Annotated in this window: 18 protein-coding genes; 2 read left to right on the top strand and 16 right to left on the bottom strand. The window is 37.5% G+C overall.

Translation table 11 applies throughout. The features are described 5' to 3' along the window. Positions 1-101: 101 nt before the first annotated feature. Both ccpA and SJW71_RS06500 read right to left on the bottom strand, forming a co-directional pair. The gene (gene ccpA / locus SJW71_RS06505; protein ID WP_274794111.1) at positions 102-1,106 is read right to left on the bottom strand and encodes a catabolite control protein A; all 1,005 of its coding nucleotides are present in this window, start codon (positions 1,104-1,106) and stop codon (positions 102-104) included. A 173-nt stretch (positions 1,107-1,279) separates the two neighbouring features. Further along, the gene (locus SJW71_RS06500; protein WP_274794112.1) at positions 1,280-2,365 is read right to left on the bottom strand and encodes a bifunctional 3-deoxy-7-phosphoheptulonate synthase/chorismate mutase; all 1,086 of its coding nucleotides are present in this window, start codon (positions 2,363-2,365) and stop codon (positions 1,280-1,282) included. Between the two features lie 174 nt (positions 2,366-2,539). Between SJW71_RS06500 and pilM the strand changes: the two genes are divergently transcribed. Further along, positions 2,540-4,693, top strand: a complete 2,154-nt coding sequence (gene pilM, locus SJW71_RS06495) for a pilus assembly protein PilM (protein WP_431811877.1) — start codon at positions 2,540-2,542, stop codon at positions 4,691-4,693. Positions 4,694-4,744: 51 nt separating this feature from the next. Here the strand turns inward: pilM and SJW71_RS06490 are convergent, their stop codons facing one another. The 9 genes from SJW71_RS06490 to SJW71_RS06450 form a co-directional block, all read right to left on the bottom strand. After that, on the bottom strand, positions 4,745-5,236 hold the full coding sequence (locus SJW71_RS06490; protein ID WP_274794114.1) for a YtxH domain-containing protein: 492 nt from the start codon (positions 5,234-5,236) through the stop codon (positions 4,745-4,747). A 132-nt stretch (positions 5,237-5,368) separates the two neighbouring features. Continuing rightward, positions 5,369-5,872 carry a DUF948 domain-containing protein gene (locus SJW71_RS06485; RefSeq protein WP_274794115.1) on the bottom strand — a complete coding sequence of 168 codons (504 nt, stop codon included), beginning with the start codon at positions 5,870-5,872 and terminating at the stop codon, positions 5,369-5,371. Positions 5,873-5,981: 109 nt separating this feature from the next. Next, on the bottom strand, positions 5,982-7,295 hold the full coding sequence (gene murC, locus SJW71_RS06480; RefSeq protein ID WP_274794116.1) for a UDP-N-acetylmuramate--L-alanine ligase: 1,314 nt from the start codon (positions 7,293-7,295) through the stop codon (positions 5,982-5,984). Positions 7,296-7,524: 229 nt separating this feature from the next. Then, positions 7,525-10,722, bottom strand: a complete 3,198-nt coding sequence (locus SJW71_RS06475; protein ID WP_431811876.1) for a DNA translocase FtsK — start codon at positions 10,720-10,722, stop codon at positions 7,525-7,527. Positions 10,723-10,983: 261 nt separating this feature from the next. Continuing rightward, positions 10,984-11,598, bottom strand: a complete 615-nt coding sequence (ytpR, locus tag SJW71_RS06470; RefSeq protein ID WP_341386696.1) for a YtpR family tRNA-binding protein — start codon at positions 11,596-11,598, stop codon at positions 10,984-10,986. A gap of 2 nt (positions 11,599-11,600) precedes the next feature. Beyond that, the gene (locus tag SJW71_RS06465) at positions 11,601-12,419 is read right to left on the bottom strand and encodes a DUF1444 domain-containing protein (protein ID WP_274794119.1); all 819 of its coding nucleotides are present in this window, start codon (positions 12,417-12,419) and stop codon (positions 11,601-11,603) included. A 70-nt stretch (positions 12,420-12,489) separates the two neighbouring features. After that, the gene (locus tag SJW71_RS06460) at positions 12,490-13,008 is read right to left on the bottom strand and encodes a hypothetical protein (RefSeq protein WP_312506618.1); all 519 of its coding nucleotides are present in this window, start codon (positions 13,006-13,008) and stop codon (positions 12,490-12,492) included. Between the two features lie 94 nt (positions 13,009-13,102). Next, positions 13,103-13,624, bottom strand: coding sequence for a DUF84 family protein (locus tag SJW71_RS06455; protein ID WP_431811875.1), 522 nt, complete (start codon positions 13,622-13,624; stop codon positions 13,103-13,105). Between the two features lie 58 nt (positions 13,625-13,682). Then, entirely contained in the window at positions 13,683-14,759 is a 1,077-nt protein-coding gene (locus tag SJW71_RS06450; protein ID WP_431811874.1) for a M42 family metallopeptidase, read from the bottom strand. A gap of 167 nt (positions 14,760-14,926) precedes the next feature. Here SJW71_RS06450 and SJW71_RS06445 point away from each other — a divergent pair, with 167 nt between their 5' ends. Then, positions 14,927-15,241, top strand: coding sequence for a hypothetical protein (locus SJW71_RS06445; protein ID WP_274794123.1), 315 nt, complete (start codon positions 14,927-14,929; stop codon positions 15,239-15,241). 59 nt (positions 15,242-15,300) lie between these two features. Here the strand turns inward: SJW71_RS06445 and SJW71_RS06440 are convergent, their stop codons facing one another. From SJW71_RS06440 to SJW71_RS06420, 5 genes are all read right to left on the bottom strand, one after another. Continuing rightward, positions 15,301-16,527 carry an ATP-grasp domain-containing protein gene (locus SJW71_RS06440; RefSeq protein ID WP_274794124.1) on the bottom strand — a complete coding sequence of 409 codons (1,227 nt, stop codon included), beginning with the start codon at positions 16,525-16,527 and terminating at the stop codon, positions 15,301-15,303. A 127-nt stretch (positions 16,528-16,654) separates the two neighbouring features. Beyond that, on the bottom strand, positions 16,655-17,518 hold the full coding sequence (locus SJW71_RS06435; RefSeq protein ID WP_274794125.1) for a YtnP family quorum-quenching lactonase: 864 nt from the start codon (positions 17,516-17,518) through the stop codon (positions 16,655-16,657). Between the two features lie 11 nt (positions 17,519-17,529). After that, positions 17,530-18,180, bottom strand: coding sequence for a tRNA (guanosine(46)-N7)-methyltransferase TrmB (gene trmB, locus SJW71_RS06430; RefSeq protein ID WP_274794126.1), 651 nt, complete (start codon positions 18,178-18,180; stop codon positions 17,530-17,532). 95 nt (positions 18,181-18,275) lie between these two features. Then, the gene (locus SJW71_RS06425; RefSeq protein ID WP_322606024.1) at positions 18,276-19,208 is read right to left on the bottom strand and encodes a diacylglycerol/lipid kinase family protein; all 933 of its coding nucleotides are present in this window, start codon (positions 19,206-19,208) and stop codon (positions 18,276-18,278) included. A gap of 3 nt (positions 19,209-19,211) precedes the next feature. Then, positions 19,212-20,216: a nuclease-related domain-containing protein gene (locus tag SJW71_RS06420; RefSeq protein ID WP_274794128.1), complete on the bottom strand. Its 1,005-nt coding sequence runs from the start codon at positions 20,214-20,216 to the stop codon at positions 19,212-19,214. Positions 20,217-20,245: the final 29 nt, after the last annotated feature.

Genomic DNA, 20,245 nt, shown 5'->3' with positions numbered 1-20,245 from the left:
CTTAGTTCATTAGTTTTGTTTAATGCGTAGTTTCGACATTTTCATTGTTCTTTCTATCATAAAAAAACACGCAAACCTTGTAGGATTTACGTGTTCTCATTCTATTTGCTTTTGACAGATTGACGATGCTCAATACGATGCGGTAAAATGACTGCCTCATCCTCGACAGTCTCCTTGCTCATCAATTTAGTAAGCAAACGCATGGCAACAGCTCCAATATCGTAAAGTGGCAGCGCGACACTTGTTAACTGTGGACGAACCATTCGAGCTAGTTTCGAGTTCTCAAAACTAATCACTTCTATATCTTCTGGAACAATTTTACCAGCATCTTGCGCGCCATGAATTAAGCCGATTGCTAGCTCATCACTGCCTGCAAAATAAGCAGTTGGCGGATGTTCGAGTCCAGATAGGATGTCCCAAGCTTCTAAGCCCATGTCATAACTAGACTCTTCTGCGGCAATTAATGCCTCATCTATTGGTAAGCCAGCATCCTCTAATGCTTTCTTATAAGCTGCTAGCTTGAATTTTCCGTTAATTGTATAAGAGAGTGGTCCTGTCACGAAACCAATACGTGTATGTCCATTTTGAATAAGTAGAGAAATCGCTTCATATGCAGCTTGGAAGTAGTCAATATTCACCGTTGCGATTGTTTGTGATTCATCCACTGACCCTGCTAAAACAATTGGTACTGGAGAATGATCCATCGTTTGTTGCATTTTCTCTGTGACCTCATCACTCATCATCACAATACCATCTACCTGTTTCCCAAGCATAGTATCCAGAAGCTGTAGCTCTTTATCTTCATGTTGATCCGAGTTGGCTAAAATAATATTATATCGATACATCGTGGCAATATCCTCTACACCACGAGCCAGCTCGGCGTAAACATTGTTTGCAATATCTGGGATAATCACGCCAACTGTTGTTGTTTTCTTACTTGCTAGTCCTCGTGCTACTGCATTCGGACGGTATTCTAATCGTTCAATTACTTCTAATACTTTTTTTCGTGTTGCCGGTTTTACGTTTTGATTGCCATTGACTACACGAGAGACCGTTGCCATAGAAACATTTGCTTCTCTTGCAACATCATAAATTGTAACAGTCATCGTACGTGCCTCCCTTTTTCCTATTATAGCCTTATCATACGATAATTTTCATATTATTTTCAAGAAGAACTACGTAAAAACCAAGTACTAATAGTCCTATTCTAGACATTAATTTGTCACGATATAACAAACACCGCCTGCTAAAATAAGCAAGCGGTGTTCACCGTTAACAATTAAGCATGGATTTCATGATTTTTCATGAATTTTTGAAGTGTTTCATAGAATGCGTCAAATGTTGGAATGTCCATTTGTTGCTGTGAATCAGACAATGCAACAGATGGATCTGGATGCACTTCTGCCATAACACCATCAGCGCCAATCGCGATAGCTGCTTTTGCACATGGTAATAATAAATCACGACGACCTGTTGAGTGTGTAACATCTACGAATACTGGTAAATGCGTTTCTTGTTTTAAGATTGGCACGGCTGAAATATCTAGTGTATTACGCGTTGCTTTTTCATAAGTACGAATACCACGTTCACAAAGAATAATGTTTTCATTTCCTTTTGACATGATGTACTCCGCTGCATGTATAAATTCATCAATTGTGGCAGCTAAGCCTCGTTTTAATAGGACAGGCTTATTTGTCGCCCCTGCTGCTTTTAATAATTCAAAGTTTTGCATATTACGTGCACCGATTTGGATAACATCGATATAATCTAGTGCTTCCTCTAAATGACCTGGTGTTACTATTTCTGTAATAACACCTAAACCAAATTCCTCAGATACACGTTTTAAAATTTTAAGTCCTTCTAATCCAAGTCCTTGGAAGTCATATGGAGAAGTACGTGGTTTATAAGCACCACCACGAATTAACTTTTCTCCTTTTGCTTTAATAGAAGCTGCAACAGCTGCTACTTGCTCATATGACTCAACTGCACAAGGACCAAATACGAAAGATGGTTTCCCTTGTCCAATTAATTCACCATTGATATTAATAACTGTATCTTCTGATTTCTTTTTACGAGATACAAGTAGCTCTTTCTTCTTATCAGCTTCTAATTGTTTTAAAGCTGTTTTAAAGATTTGCTTAAATATATAGTCAACCGTCATTTGGTTTAACGGACCTTGATTGTGTTCTTTAATAAGATCAAGCATGTGTCTTTCACGTAATGGATCATAGCGATTCACACCTTGCTTTTCTTTAATTTTACCGATTTCATCAACTACAGCTGCACGTTCGTTAATTAGACGAAGAATTTCTAAGTTTAATCCGTCAATTTGACTTCGTAAGCTTTCTAAATCTTTTTGGCTCATGCTTTCTTGCTCCTCTCCTCATGACAGACACTTCCAGAACTCTGAAATGTATGTTACATTTTTAGATAATAGCATTATTATAATCAATGTTGTTCAGAATGTCACGCATTTTTAATTTAGCGCTTCAACTCGCTAAATTATTTTTCAAGTATGACGCGAAAGGAAGCGATTACATTGAGTTCTAAATTATTTGCACTTGATATTGGTACACGCTCAGTGGTCGGGATCATCCTACAAGAAGAAAATGACCATTTTCATGTGGAAGATATTTTAGTGAAAGAGCATAAAGAACGTGCCATGGTAGATGGTCAAATACATAATGTCATGTATGTGGCAGATTTAATTAATGAAATAAAAAGCGAACTTCAAGAGAAACACGGTCCACTCACAAAGGTAAGTGTTGCTGCAGCAGGTCGATCTTTAAAAACTGAGCAAGCTAGCGTGACCATCAATATACGTAATCGGCCTATTTTTACTGAAGAAGATATTAGTCGCCTAGAACTTCAGGCTGTCCAACAAGCGCAGCAACAACTTTTGCAACAGAAAGAGGATGCAAAAATTAGCCACTATTATTGTGTAGGCTATTCTGTTCTTTATTATCGTTTGGATGGCGAGGAAATAGGAAGCCTACTTGATCAACAAGGTGATGAGGCGCAAATTGAAGTGATTGCCACTTTCTTACCTCGGGTTGTAGTGGAGTCACTTATTGCAGCTCTTAAACGGGCTAATTTAGAGATGGAAGCATTAACACTAGAACCTATTGCTGCCATTAATGTGCTCATACCGCCAACGATGAGACGCTTAAACGTAGCACTTGTTGATATAGGGGCTGGAACATCTGATATAGCAATTACAGATAAAAGTACAGTTGTCGCCTATGGTATGGTCCCAACAGCTGGCGATGAAATAACAGAAGCTTTAAGCGACCATTACTTACTAGACTTTCCTATTGCCGAACAGGCTAAACGCCAGCTCCAAACAGCGGACGAGATATTGATTCAAGATATTCTAGGCTTTGATCAATCTTATCCAAAGGAAGAGGTATTATTAGCTATTGAACCAGCAGTGAAGCAGCTAGCTAAGTCCATCGGCGAAGAAATTTTACGCCTTAATAACCGTGTTGCTCCAAAAGCTGTAATGTTAGTTGGTGGTGGTAGCTTAACACCGAACCTAACAACTGAACTTGGCCATGTACTTGACCTACCAGCAAATCGAATAGCTGTTCGAGGTATTGATGCCATCCAAAACCTAACTAAGGAAGAACATATTAAAGCCTCACCAGAGTTAGTTACACCAATAGGGATTGCAATTGCTGCTAAAAAAATGCCTATTCAATACATGAGCCTAACCGTCAATAATCAAGTAGTTCGTCTTTTTGAATTAAAGGAAATGACTGTGGCAGATGCTTTTTTAGCAGCGAATATTCGTGCAAAACAATTGTACGGAAAGCCAGGTCATGGGTTATCTGTTAGCGTCAATGGACAGGACATTTTCATTCCAGGTGGTCATGGTCAACCAGCAGAAATACTTGTGAACGGACAACAGGCATCTACAAAAACATTGATTAAAACAGGCGATGCCATTCAACTAATCGAAGGGAAAGATGGGCTTCCAGCTACTGCAACAGTGAGGGAGCTTATTGATGATGCAGCGATAAAGACAATTACTATCCAAAATACTAAGTATGTGATTGAGCCCAAAATGACCCTCAATAATTCACCTGCATCACTTGATACTCAATTAAACGATCGTGATATAGTGTCTTTTGACATAGCTGAGACTATTGAAGATGTATTTAAAATCACAAATAATCAAGATTTTTTAAAGCAATTTGAATCCTACACAATTCAAGTTAACGGTCAGCCTTTATATTTACCGGAATTCTCCTCACAGCTTATGATTAATGGCAAATTAGCTAAATTGAGCTATGCTGTTCAAGATGGTGATATAATAAGCTTTCAACAACCAGCTTTACCAACTGTTCAACGTATAGCAGACCAAATGAATCTTTTGCTAGAGGATAAAATTATTATTCATTTCCAACAGGAAGTGTTAGAGCTTACTAAAACAGTACATGAAGCACTAGTCAATCAAAATATCGTATCGCCACTGTCTACCGTGCCGAATGGAGCTACTATTGTTTTTAAAGAAAAGGATCGTAGTCATTGGATTTATCAAGATGTCTTCCGCTTCTCCAATTGGCAGCTACCAAATACCTTTAAGGGAAATTTCACGATTTTACGAAATGGTCAACCAGCGAGCTTTGATACAGAAATATTCGGTGGCGATCAATTAGAAATTTTATTAGAAGCCTCACCCATCACATAAAAAAGGGATACGTTACACTATTATATGTAACGTATCCCTTTTAACTATGCATTATGCACGTACTTCTTCATTTTTATCTTCATTTTGTTCGTTTGTTTCTTTCGCTTGTGTTTCCTGACCAGGAATAAAATCCTCTAATGGTTCTTCACCTTCAAAGGAAACCGTACCATCATCAAACACAGTAGGTGCTTTTGCCGTTTTTAGTGTTTTTACTTTCTCCACTAATTGTGTAGATTGTTCTTGAAGTTGTTTAGAAAGTTGAACCGTTTTATCTTTTGCAGTTGTCGAGAAGTCTGCACTCTTATCTTTTAACTGAACAGCTTGTACAGCAACATCACTACGTAAATCTTTTCCTGATTTTGGAGCTAACAGTAGACCTGCTGCTGCCCCTACAATACCTCCAACTAATGCGCCAATCACAAAATCTTTCATGTTTACACGCTCCTCTTCATAAATCGAGTCTTGTGGATGATAAAGCTGTGGCAATGAACTTTCAAGCTGTTGTTCCTTTACTTCGTTAAAATTTGGCTTTTGAGTTGTCATGCACAATTCCTCCCCATCATATTGTCAAATTTGTCTAGACTGGTTGTCCATCTACTTTCACAGATGCATCTACAACTTATGTCTAAGACTTTATTTTTATTCAGTCAGAATGGAATACTCACTGAATAATTATCATTTTTTACGACCCCATTTTCTTTTTGGCTTTTCTTCTATTTGAACCGTTTCAAATGCATAGGCATCTTCAGAAACCGTTTCTTGCTCAATGATTTTGCGTTTTTTCCATTTATCTGCAATTCCCATCGCAACATTACTCCATTGAACAACTTGTGCAATTTTTTCTTCATTTTGTTCTACACTTTTAGAAACAGAAGAAGTGATTTGCTGTACAGAATTATTTAAACCATTAACGGAATCACCAATACCTTTAACAGCTTGTACAACTGAATTTAATTGTTCCGATTTATGTTGAATATCCTCTGCTAAGCTATTTGTTTTCGTTAATAAGGACGTTGTTTCACGTGTGATACCTTCCATTTGTCCTTCAATTCCTGATAGTGTTCCTGCTAAGCTGTTTAAAATAGCCTTAAGCGAAAATAATGTCATGCCCACGCTTATACATAAAATTAAAAATCCGATTGCTGCAATAATAGCTGCAATATACAAAATCACTTCCATAAGTTAACCTCCTGCTAGTAAATTGTCTTTACTATTACTTTCCCTATCTTCGACAAAAAAAACGGAATTCCTGCTCAAATTTGAGAAAAAACAGCTTAACCCCTACGGACTAAGCTGTTTCATTGTTTTTAAGCACGTTTTCAAAAGCATCTTGGAACTTGTGAACATCACCAGCGCCCATAAATAAAAATACTGCGCCTTTATGTTTTGTTAATATATCAATTCCCTCAGTGGTAATCACTGCACTGCCTTCGATAAGTGACGCTAAATCATGAATAGAGAGAGCACCTTGCGTTTCTCTCGCAGAGCCAAATATATCACATAAATAGGCTGTATCTGCAAGGCTCAAACTATCCGCAAAATCTTGTAAAAAAGCTTGTGTACGTGTAAATGTATGTGGTTGGAAAATTGCAACTAGCTCACGATCTGGGAACTTTTGTCGTGCTGATTGAATTGTAGCACGAATTTCCGTAGGATGGTGTGCATAATCGTCTATTAGAACATTATCCCCTATATCCGTTTCAGTAAAACGTCTCTTTACACCTTTATAAGTGTGTAAGCGCTCCTGGATTATATCAGGTGAGATGCCTTCATATTCACATAGCGTAATCACCGCTAGTGTATTTAAAACAGCATGATCTCCAAATAATGGGATAAAGAAAGTGCTATAAAATTCATTACGTACAAAAACATCAAATTTTGTACCTTCAGTTGTTTTTTCAACATTACGAGCTTCGAAATCATTTTCTGCACCGAATCCATAATAAACGACTGGCACTTTTGCTTGAATACGCTGAAGCTGTTCATCGTCACCACATGCTATGATCGCTTTTTTCACTTGTAAAGCTAATGATTGAAATGCAGAATAAACATCTTCTATATTAGCGAAGTAGTCTGGATGATCGAAGTCGATATTAGTCATCACAGCATAATCAGGATTATATGCTAAGAAGTGACGACGGTATTCACATGCTTCCATAACAAAAAAATCAGCATTTTTTTGACCTGCACCAGTACCATCACCAATTAAATAAGATGTTGGCTTATAACCACCTACTACATGTGCCATTAAACCAGTTGTAGATGTTTTACCATGTGCACCAGTGATAGCAATCGAAATGTAGTTACCAATATATTCACCTAAAAATTTATGGTAACGGATGATTTCTACACCGATTTCTCTGGCACGCACTAATTCAGGATGATCGTCAGGAAAAGCATTACCTGCAATCACTGTCATGCCTTCTTTAATATTATCAGCATTAAATGTAAAAATTGGAATATTACGTTCACGTAACGGCTGCTCCGTGAAGAAATATTTATCGACATCTGAGCCCTGTACTTGTTCACCAGCATCAAATAAGATTTGTGCAAGCGAACTCATGCCAGAACCTTTAATGCCTGTGAAATGAAAAACTGTCATTAATTAAACCCCCCGGGAATTTCAATATCCCATCTATCATCTATTAGGTGTATCGTATTATTTTACGAATGGTTAGGTATTAATACCTTCACAAGTGTTAAAAAATACGTACTATTCAACACATCTTGTCTATTATAGCACTTTTTATGCATAAGGATAGATGTGTAACTTTTCTAAAAAAACTAATTTCGACGTAAATTAGATAATCTAGACGAAAACAATGCAATTCTTATTCAAACATAGTAATTAAATCTTCTTCAGTAATGTAACTTTCACGTGGCTTACTGCCTCTAGCCTCCGACACAAAGCCATGTGATTCTAACATATCAATTAAACGAGCCGCACGATTATAGCCAATATGATACTTTCGTTGAATCAATGAGGTTGATGCGCCACCTTGCTCGTAGACAAAACGACAAACATCTTCAAACAGATCATCCTGTTCTGCGGACACCTCAGTTTTCTTTAATAACTCCTCTTGATCGAAAATGTAATCAGGCTCTCCTTGCTCACGAACATGCTCAATAATCGCTTCAATTTCATCATCTGTGACAAATGTGCCCTGTAACCGCACTGGCGCAGACATACCATTACCTAAATATAGCATATCGCCTCGCCCAAGTAATCTTTCTGCTCCCTGCCCATCCAAAATTGTACGAGAATCAATTTGTGAGGAAACGGCAAAGGCAATACGTGTTGGAATATTAGATTTAATTAACCCTGTAATAACATCAACAGAAGGTCTTTGCGTTGCAACAATTAAATGAATACCACATGCACGTGCCTTTTGAGCAATTCTACAAATAGCCTCCTCTACATCAGCTGGAGACATCATCATTAAATCAGCTAACTCATCAATAACAATTAAAATATATGGAAGCTTTAGGCTATGCTCGTTATTTTTATCAGCTATTGCATTGTAACGTGTAATATCACGTGCACCTGCATGAGCAAATAGCTGATAACGACGCTCCATCTCCTCCACTGCCCATTTTAGCGCAGCGGTCGCTGCCTTCACATCAGTAATGACAGGGCTAACTAAATGTGGAATATGATTAAATGGTGCCAGCTCTACCATTTTCGGATCAATTAGCATAAGCTTTAACTCATGTGGTGCAGCTTTATATAATAAACTAACCAAAATGGAATTAATACAAACGGATTTACCAGAACCTGTTGCACCAGCAATTAAGCCATGAGGCATTTTACGTAAATCTAGTGTGACTGGCTTTCCTGTTAAATCTAGACCTAACGCTGCTTCTAACGGTGAATCGGATTCAACGAAGGATGGACTATTGGTTACCTCTGATAATCGAACGGCTCGAGATACACGGTTTGGAATCTCAATACCAATCGAACTTTTTCCAGGGATTGGTGCTTGAATACGAATATCTTTTGCTGCTAAGGCTAGCTTTAAATCATCTGCTAAGTTGCGGATTTTACTAACCTTTGTACCATGGCTCACCGTTATTTCAAATTGAGTAACAGCTGGACCCTGCATAATCGATTCTATTTGCGCTGAAACTTGGAAATATGAAAGTGCCTCAACCAATGTATCCCCCTGCTGCTCCATCCAATCCGTATCCTGTGTTTTTTCCTCTGGCGGCTCTAAATATTCATCCGTAGGCTTTTGATAAACGTGAACAGGCTTTGCAGGTTTTTCAGTTTCTTGTACTACTTCCACTTCAACCATTTGTGCTTCTGGTGTTTCTTCCACTGCTTCTACTTCTAATTCATGTGCTTCTGGTGCTTCTTCTACTTCTAATACTAGAGCTTTTTCCTGCTTATCAACAGATTCTACTTGAGGATACTCTACAGTTTCTGAAATTACCTCAGTATCGGTAGTAGACTCTGTTTCTGGTTCAAGCTCAGAAGTTGCAGAAATTTCATCCATAGCGGCTTTTTCAATAGCAGTGCTATCTTGCGTTAATCCGCTTACCATTGTCGTGACAGGAGCCATTGTAATGACAGCTACGTTGTCTTCAGAACGGTATTGAGGAGTACCTTGCGTTTCGCTCTTTGCATATGAGTGAGATGGCACATCGTCTTGCATTGACCTATTCTCTGTCATGAGCTGATTAACATCCTCTTCGAATTGCTTTTCAAATGTATGATGCTTCTCGATGGCTACAACGCTGTCTGAGGATGGTGCCTCTTTCTCTTCAAGCTCCACATCCACTTGCTCATTTTCCACTACTTTCTGAATACTTTCGTCAGTAATGGGTTTTACCATTTTCAATTGCTGCTGGATTCTCCATTTTTCTTTATCCGTTTTTAACATGAGTACATTAAAAGGAATACGGCTTTTTTCTTCCTTTGTCTCAATAGATTGGTTATCAACAAGCAATTGTTCATCCTGCGAAGGCTGTACAACCGTTACCTCTCCTATATGGATTGTAGAATTTTCGATTTGAACTTGTTCAACAATCATTTCTTTGACATGAATTTCAGATTGGTCTGCCGATAGTTGTTGAACGGCTTGATCTTGCACATCTGTCTCTCTCACTTGATCTTCAAAAGACATGGCAAAAGATGATGTTTGAGGCACAGTTGCATTGGGTGATATACTTTCCTGCTCAGTGTTGGCCTCATCCACTACTTCATCGTCAAAACTTATTTGCTCAATTGCAGTAGGTAACTCCTTATGGTCAAACATTTCACGCTGCTCCGCTACAACGGTTTGATTTGTGTTAGCCGGCTCTTTTTCTTCTAGTATATTTTCATTAGCCTCATTTGTTGTCGTTTCTTTTAAAGCCTTCGTAACAGCTGGCATTTCGTCTACAGCTTTCGCCTCTTGCTTCTCGTAGTCTTCTTTTCTTTTATCTAATAATTCTTCTTTAATTGGACTTGGTTTTGCAAATCCATAGACTGGTGAAGGCACATCTGTTGGCACAAAGCGTTTACGGTTCTCAGGCAAACTACTCTCTACTATTTTTTGTTCTTTCCACTGATTGTTTTCTTTCAGTGGTGTTACTGGAGCGGGTTTAACATTCACTGCCTCTTGCTGAGCATCTCGAAATACTAAGCCTGCCCTTGATCGTTTCTCCTGTTCTACAGGCTGACTTTTCATCGTTGTTTTTCTGCCCGTACGTTTTGAGCGATTAGCTAATAAATCTCGAATCCCAGAGACCTCTACATCGTAAACACGGGAATCAACTATATGATTGTTTAAATGCTTAGGCAACGATAAATCTCCAATTTCTCTATCATCCTCGTAATCAAACATTTCTTTTTGTGGCGTGTAGGATATTTCTCTCTCATTATCGTCAATCAATGGGAAACGGAAAGTCTTTTGCTTCGCCATCTGTTCTTCGTGATGGGTATGTAATTGTTCTTGCTCTTCTCCGTAATCCTCATAATATTCATATTCGTATTCTTCGTCTTCTTTATTTATAAATTTACTAATTTGTTTTTTAAACCAGTTCACTTCGTTTCACTCATTTCTCTTACACTTCATTTATAGCATTGTCTAGTTTCTTACAATCAATAGCTCAATGTCTACATCAAAAAGCATACCATAAAAATGGTCTTGAAACTTGCATTTAGAGGCTCATTCTCAACAAAAAAATCGTTATGCTACTAGCATATTAGTAACATAACGATTTAGGGCATTTCACCTTGATGGAAGGAATAATATCACGATAAGACTTTTAAATTTTAGGTAATTCTTTTTGACATCAAGGGATTTTTATTTAGTTGGTGCTTCAAAAGCACTACCAACAATAGCATCCTCAGGTAATACTAAAATTCCTTTTTCAGAAGGAGCGTTAGGAATAGCTAATTCACGCGCTGAACATAGCATGCCATAAGACTCCACACCACGTAAATTACCTTCTTTAATAAGCATACCTGAAGGCATTACTGCGCCAATTTTCGCAACAACTACCTTTTGACCAGCTTCTACATTAGGAGCTCCACAAACAATTTGTAATGTCTCTTCTCCTACATTCACAGTACAGATACTTAATTTATCAGCATTAGGATGCTTGTCTTTTGTTTCCACATAACCAACAACAAATTTTGGAGAAAAATCAACATCCAGGTTGATATCAGCGCCATTTTTTTCGATTGCTGCTTCTAGTTGCTCTACTAATTCAGGTGTCACTTCCACTAAGCCTTTGGCGTCTGTTTGGACGTAGTGGCTTGCATTAAATAAGTTAAACGCTTTAATTTCACCTGTTTGCGCTTCTTTTAAAATAGCTATATCTCCAGCGCGCTCTACTACTGTTTTCACAATAGATTCCGTTGCCAGTTGAACTAGTAAGACATCTCCTACATGTTCTTTGTTGTAAAATACATTCATTGTTATTCTTGCTCCTTTTTCACTCTGTTTTTTGCTAAAATAAAGATTGGTTCTAGTTCCCCATCTTCATAAATAAAAGATAATGACGTGATCGGTACTGTACCGACAGCAAAGAAATGCATGGTCATCTGTGCTAATACATCATACCCTGTTTCATTGCGAATATCACCTATAATTAACACATCTTGGTGTGGCACTGACAATGTCATATCGCCTTCCACCTGTGCACGCATTTCTTTTAAAAAACTCTCATTTAAAATGCGGCTTGCATCATAGCCATCATTCACATTGATAAAGTAGAAAATATTACCTGCTACCTCATCTTTTTTATACGTAGTTGGTAATTGTTTCACTGAGAAACGTGCCATTTCCCGAATTTGCTCCACAGTTAATTGTAATGCTTCCAGCATGGATTCATCAATAAAACGGTAGGTTTTTCCTAAATCAAGCGCATAAAAAATGCGTGTTTCAGCTGTATGCTCTGTTGTAATAAATGCATGGCCTTCTTTTGAAGCTTGAGGATAAGAAGTGGCACGAATAACGGGATAAATATGTGTAGTCGTTTGAAAGCCCTGTTCTTTTTCTTGCTCCATTGCATTAAAAGTTTGCTCAATTGTATATACAACTTCCTTAATCGCCGCTTCTTGTTTATCGTTATATTTTGCTAAAATCCCAGGTAAAGAAAGCTCCATCCCTTTGTCAATCGTCTTATGATTCAATCGTAATTTATCGTACTTTTTATCAAAATGAAATTCATATTTTTCTTCATTTAATTGTTCTTTTAACAGCTCTACCAGTTGTTCTGACTTCAATTGCTTCATCCTTTTCACATCCTATGTTCAAAATGAAACGGCTCACATGTTTGTGAACCGTCTGTTCAATCTAATTTATTTACTTCATCTTAACTGAATGAACAATTTTCGTCATCTCACGCAAATTATTTTCAATATGTTTCGCTTGAGAAATCGTTGTCATCTTCACGCCACCACTACTAACGATGAGCTCCATTTCATTTTCATCATCGGTTTTTAGGACTGCTGTAAAGCCAAAACGACCGTCCTTATCATAAGTCGACTCTTCAATAATTTTGTCAGTTTCATTTTCTTTTAAAAGATTGTAATAAAGTTTACTATCTTGTGCTTCACGATTATTTATAAAAAGAATATAGCTTTCTTTTCCTTTTGAAATCACAATATTATACTCATCTGAACTGTCTTCAACTTTAAAGTTTGAGGGTAAATATAATTTAATATCTCCAATTTTCTCCGTATGTTCTTCTGGCTCTTCGGCAAAAACCGTCTCCGTTATTTGAAGCCCATTAGCAATTTGCTCATCGATCGACTGATTGCAACCAGCAAGCACCAGAAGTAAAAGCATCAGGCCAATAGTTCTTAGCCATTTAACCGACATGTCTCTCTTCCTTTCACTACGAACTTTTTTCTATTTTAAAAAAATTATTTAGAAGATGCAACCTTACAACACGCTGTTCACTAATCCCAATTAACTATTTTTGTGAAAATGTGAATAAATATTGTCCAACCAAAAGTGATACAATATGCTCAAACATCATTTGTCTACTCACTAAACCTTGCGTAAAAATACCTACAGCTCCCGCACCCTGTCGAATATCTCGACGTTTTGTATATTGCTCCATTATGGGTCCTAGTTCTCCCCCAGCTTTTATTTCCTGGGCAATTTCTTTTGGTAATATAATTTGTGCACCTGCGGCTGTGAAAACTGTCCCATCTGCAACTGCTAATGCTCCCCAGTTACAAACATACATATCATCGGCGATTTCCGTTACGCCACCTTCTAAGCCAAAAGCTAATTGCGCGCCTGATGTTACCATGGCATTTTTAGCACGATTCATTGCACCTAATCTCGTTTCTTCATTACTTATCGGTTGTTCTGATACTTCGGAAGCAGCTTTTACATATGTAAAAATGGCATCCTCAAAATATTTTCGAGCAATCACTTCAACTGCTTCAGTTTTCGCTTTATTAGTTGTTCCAATGGCTATATTCATGTAATCCCCACTTTCTTTCCATAGAAAAAGATGCCCTAAAAGGCATCTTTCTAACTTCTTATACATTAGCGCGAATTGTCTCTAATGTCGAACGATCTGCTTTTTTCACTAATTCAACAATTAATGCTTTTGCAGCTGCGTAGTCATCAATATGAATAATAGACGCTGATGTATGAATATAACGTGAACAAACTCCTATAACTGCACTTGGAATACCATCATTTGCTGTATGCACTCTACCTGCGTCTGTTCCTCCCTGTGATACGAAATACTGGTAAGGAATATGGTTAGATTCAGCCGTATCTAAAATAAATTCACGCATACCACGATGTGTGACCATCGTGCGGTCTAAAATACGAAGTAATGTACCTTTGCCAAGTTGTCCAAATTGATTTTTCTCTCCAGACATATCATTAGCTGGAGAAGCATCTAAAGCGAAGAATAAATCTGGTTTAATCATATTTGCTGATACTTGAGCACCACGTAATCCAACTTCCTCCATGACGTTTGCGCCTGAATATAGATGCGATCCTAGTTTTTCATTTTGTACTTCTTTCATTAATTCAATCGCTAGACCACAGCCGTAGCGATTATCCCAAGCTTTAGCCATAATTTTTTTCGGATTCGCCATTGGTGTAAATGGACAAATTGGAATGATGGATTGTCCTGGACGAACACCCATATTCATTGCATCTTCCTTGTTGTCAGCACCAACATCGATTAGCATATTTTTTATATCCATTGGCTTAGCACGTTCTGCATCTGTTAAAAGATGTGGTGGTATGGAAGACACAACACCAGGAATTGCACCATTCTTCGTAAATACTTCTACACGTTGTGCAAGCATAACCTGATTCCACCAGCCACCTAGTGTTTGGAAACGAATCATGCCATTATCTGTAATAGAAGTAACCATAAATGCTACTTCATCCATATGTCCAGCAACCAATATTTTTGGTGCGTCTGCAACATCACTGTGCTTGACACCAAAGATGCCCCCTAAATTGTCTTGAACGATTTCATCCGAGTACTTTTCTAACTCAGTGCGCATGAACTTACGTACAGCATGTTCATTACCCGGAGCGCCTGGTAACTCTGTTAAAGTTTTAAATAATTGTAATGTTTCCTCATTCATGATGACTCTCTCTCCCCACGAAGTAGAATATTCTTCCTTGCCTATTGTATCACATTTATTTCCGAATTCGAAATATTGATACATTTCCTAAAACAGCTAATGTGTGAACGTGCATTCACTCTATAGGCTATGCTAAAATAAGCTTATAGAAAAAGGAGGAAAGATGTATGAAATTACGTGATTTTTTAATTGGTGTTGCAACTGGCTTAGCTGCCGCAGTCATTATTAAAGAAGCTAGTGAAAAAGTTTCTCCGTTCGTACCTGCAGGACAAGTACTTGAAAACATAAAAAGAGAATTTAAAAAGGATGCGCCGATTGACGGTTCTTGGATTTTTATGAAAACAGAAGATTTCACAAACGGTATTATGACAATCCCAGTATACCGCGGAGGAATCTCTCGTATGCATGAAGGCGAAATGCAAACTTTCGAATTTGCTGCTGATGCACGCTCAGGTGTTGTAGTGGAATTAACTGAAGTTTAAACTTAATCCTTTGCACAATATAAGAAGCCATCTCATTGAATTGAGATGGCTTCCTTATTTTACTCGGATAAACCTTTATTATTAAAGTATTTTTTATACTTACGATAATAATTTAAGTTATTAAGCGTTAATTTCACCCAACGCTTTGTATTCATGTCCTTATTAAAGTAAAGGGAATTTGTATACTTGCCTTCACTAATTAGCTTCTTCGCTTCAAGTTTAAGCTTTTCGTTTGAAGCATATTTAAACAGCACACCCTTAGGAATAATCATCCACAAATGTTTGTCCTGCACATATGTGACATCTTGCTCGATATTTAACATATGATCATCGGCAACATACTTCATTAAATTATGACCACTTGCTGTTACATAGTAGCTAGAGCGACCATTTCGTAAATTAATTTCAAATAGTTTATATTGCTTGTCTCGGATATCATATTTCATATCGAAATTCGCAAAGCCCGTATAGCCTATATCTTCTAAGAAGAAACGTACTTGATCCATTAATTCTTTATCGTAGGTAGTTACAATGGCAGCATAGCTTCCGATACCTTCAGGAGAATGTTCTTCTAGAATAGGATTTCCTAAACACATTAGCTTGACTTTCCCGTCTTTCCCTACATAGGCATTTAACACACGCATATAAGAGTCATCACCAGGTATAAATTCCTGAATAATCATTGTATCCTGGTAAGTTGAGCTATAAATAGCTTTTAATATAGCCGTTTTTTCCGCTTCATCATACGCGACAAATACTTTTTTCTTACCCGGGAATTTACAAGCCCAATATTCCACAGAGTTTGATGCCTTTAAAATAATGGGATAAGAAAATGGTGGTGTAAAGTTTTCATAATTGTCAGCTGTTACTGTCGTAGTCCCCGGATACTTAAAATCATATCGATCACACATCTTATAGAAATTTTCTTTTAACAAAATTTCATCCATCAATGATTCATCGATGTAAGGAACTGTAAAATGTTCTTGCAATACTGGCTTATTTTTAATAATAAGCTTGGCATAATCGTCTCCACACGCTAAAAGTAATAGTTTTTTATCAGCATATTTTTTTGCGACTTCTGCAAGTGCAGGAGCAAAAACTTCCTGTTCATTTAAACGGTCTATTTCTTGAAATTGTAGAATATGACTATCTTGTGTGGCAGTTAAATGAGAACGTCCTAAAACAAGTGGTTTAATACCATATGCTTCATAAAACGAACGTGCCATACCATATGCATTCATATCTGATCCTAGTAAAACTGGTAAAAATGGTTGTTCAGTTGCCATGTTTATTTCAACTCTCTTTTGTATTTTTGTATCGTGTTAAGTGTATCATATTTTCTATCGTGGTCACGAACAAAAAAGCGAGGCATTGACATTTTATATGTCAAATACCTCTACTTTCCTTACTCTATTAAAATGTAATAACAGCTTGTCTACTACGCTCTAACTTATCCACTATTTCTTTGCCTGTTTCATCCCATTTAATCATACGGTAGTAAGCATCATGATAGAAAATAAAGCCATAATTATTTGCAAGCGCTTCTTTCATAAGTCGCTCTTTTGCAAATACACTTGTCATTGGATAATCGTCATAGGCTAAAACCCATAGAGGATTTTGGTGAGCATGTGTTGGCATAATATCAGCCATATGCAATAATACCTCGCCGTTTTGTGTTAGCTTAATAACGGCATGTCCCTCACTATGACCACCTGTATGAATCATTTCAATCCCAGGTGTTACTTCTAATGAACCTTCATAGGTTTCAACCAAGTGCTGTACTGGCTCCCAATTTTCTTTCCAATACGTATTTTTAGAGCGAATATTCGGGTTTCGCATTTCATCCCACTCAATTTTCGTCACAAAAATTTTGGCATTCGGAAAAGTTGGGACAAGGACATCTCCTTCCCACTGCGTTAAACCACCCGCATGATCAAAATGTAAATGGGTCATTAACACTACATCAATATCAGCGGTCGTTAACCCTAGCTCCTGCAAGCTATCCGCTAACGAGGATTCTTCTGTCACCCCGAAATTTCGCAACTGTTTTTCATTTAATTTTTTAAAGCCAACTCCTGTATCAATCAGGTAGTTTTTACCTTCATACTGGATGAGAATAGGCTCTGTTGGTAATTCAATTTGGTTTTTTTCATTGACTGGATATTTGCGAGACCAAAGTGGCTTTGGTACAACACCAAACATCGCACCACCATCAAGGCACGTAACACCCCCGTTAAGCCATGATAATGACATATTGTGAAACTGTAACTGATCCATCCATACTCCCCCTACAATTTAGTAATAAATTGCGATTCTAATCGATAAATCGGCTGCCCTTTCGCAGAAAACTTCTCTTCATATTCAGTCATCACGTTATCCTCTGGCATATTAGCATGTAAGTCGAGAGATACATACTTTAATAACATACCATATTCGGACATACTGATTAATGAATACTCGAACAGACCACGGTTATCCGTTTTAAAATGGATTTCCCCATTATCCACCAAAATCGACTCATATAATTTCAAAAAATCCCCATGCGTTAAACGTCTTTTAGCATGACGTGTTTTTGGCCAAGGATCTGAGAAATTCAGGTATACGCGTGATACATCGTTTTTATCAAAAAATTTATTTAAATCTGCGCCATTTACTTTTAGTAAGCGTAAATTCGCTGGAGATTTTGCCTCTAGCACTTTCTCTAATGCACAAACAATCACACTATCATAAAGCTCGATGCCAATATAGTTGATATTTGGATTTTGCAAAGCCATTCCTGTTACAAATTGACCTTTTCCAGAACCCACCTCGATATGGATTGGATTGTCGTTTCCGAAAACAGCTTGCCAGTTTCCTTTAAAGTCTTCAGGATTTGGAATAATCACCTCTGGATGATTTGTTATCATTTCCTCCGCCCAAGGCTTATTTCTTAATCTCAATGTTGTTCCTCATTTCTTTCTTATGAAATTATTGATTTTTTTATAGTATAACGTATTCCCCTATAATTCGCATGAAATTATTGTACGATGATATTTTAGCAATCTTTGTCAATCACCTGCCATGCATTTTGTTGCACAGTACAGCGAATAGTAGTTTCCTCGTTAACAACTCCAATATAATTGCCGTCCGTGTGACAATCAACCTGATCATCTCCAACGATAATATCAAAGTGTTGACCTTGTAAAAAAGTAATTTCCTTAAATTTTGTATGCTTTTCGAAAAACACAGTGACAAAAACAAGTAATAATTTAATACGTGAAATCCCATGGACAATTGTAATATCTACTAGGCCATCATCTGCTCTCGCAGCAGGGGTTATTTTCATACCTCCGCCAAAGTAAGGCTGATTACTCATTGCCACAAACCATGCCTGCTGGAATTGCCATTCCTGCTCATCTGCACGTACTATTACATCAAAACGATGAAAGCGGAATAATCCTCTTATAACAGCAACAGCATAAGAAAGTTTACCAAGTCCTATTTTATTGAGGAATAGCTTAAGTCGAGATGTATTGATTAATTTTGTAACATGAGCATCAAAGCCTATGCCTGCATTATTAACGAAGATTTCTTTTTGCTTATTTCCTAGGTGAATTATCCCTACATCCTTTATCGTACTTGCCTTTGCAGACTTAACATAATGCTCAATTTGGCTAGAATTATGAAAGACAGGGAAAAAACGTGCAAAATCATTGCCAGAACCAGCACGAACAACACCTATTATTATGTTTTTATTATGTACAACACCACTTACCACTTCATGGATTGTGCCATCACCACCTACTATGACAAGTAGCATAGGATCTCGCTGTTGCTGTGCCCATTTTTTGGCTATTTCTTGTCCATGTCCTTCGTACTCTGTAAAAGCCACTTGGTAGGTGATGGTTAGTTGCTGTTGAAGCCGTAGCCATACCTTTCTCCCTTTGCCATTTCCCGCGGACTCGTTGACAATAATTAAAATCTGCATACATCAATCCTCTGATGCTTGAGGTGCTTGCTGCCAAATATCTCGATTAAAGGAGGTCGTTTGGACAGTATTTAGAATCGTTTGTGCAGCTCTTATTTGCATATGTTTCATAGGTGATGAAACTTTTCTTAATTGTTCAATCCATTCCCCGTAATTTCGACGATCTACAAAGCGAACGCCAAATGGTGAACCAGGATAATCAAAATAACCATTACGAGTTAAAACAACCTTACGGATAGGCATATCAATATTATCTTGCTTAAATAACTGTGATAGTACTGACTCCATTCGTCCTAAATTAATGGTTGGATTTAGAACTTTAGAATCTTTCGTCCCTACTTTTTTGATCCAGAAGCGGTCACTGCCACCAACATAAACAGCTTGATTTTCAGCTTCTAACACCGTAATACAAATACATTCTGTTGGCGACATAAGTACTACATCTAGCTCAATAGGAGCTTTTCTTATTTGTAGAATCGGATAATAAAACAACAAGTAGTTATCTGGTAAAGTTTGCAATAACGTACGTAGTAAAGAGTCACGCATGAAACGAGGATCTACATATGATTTTTCACGTAATGTAGAGCTCGCCCATTTCATTTGAAAATGGAAAAACTGGTCAATAAACATTCGTTTCAGTTCATGAACAGATTGTGGTGCATACACAATTTTAGGTTCAAAAATGAGCGTCGTTTCTTCTTCTGGAATGGCATCTTCATCACTGACAAGCTCATCTGATATTTCTATCTGTTCAACATCTTCTGTTGTATCTTTTGGACGACCAGCAAAGATTTTTTTAAAGAGGGAAAATCTTTCCTTTTCCTCAAAAGCCTCCGTTTCAGCCTCATTGTCAATATGTTGCCACTCGCTAATATCCTCTCCCAATTCCCACTGACGCTTAATGCGCTCCCATTGGCTTTTCTTTAAGCGCACAAATTGTGTTGGATATCTCGCTAAATCAATTTGATAGCGTGAAATATAATCTTGTATCTTCACTAATTGTGCCATGTAAATGTCACTCCATTCTTACTCACCAT

Origin of the sequence: Lysinibacillus sp. FW12 (assembly GCF_050817245.1) — a bacterium.
In the GTDB taxonomy this organism is placed as follows: domain Bacteria; phylum Bacillota; class Bacilli; order Bacillales_A; family Planococcaceae; genus Lysinibacillus; species Lysinibacillus irui.
This window is presented reverse-complemented; position numbering and strand designations above follow the sequence as displayed.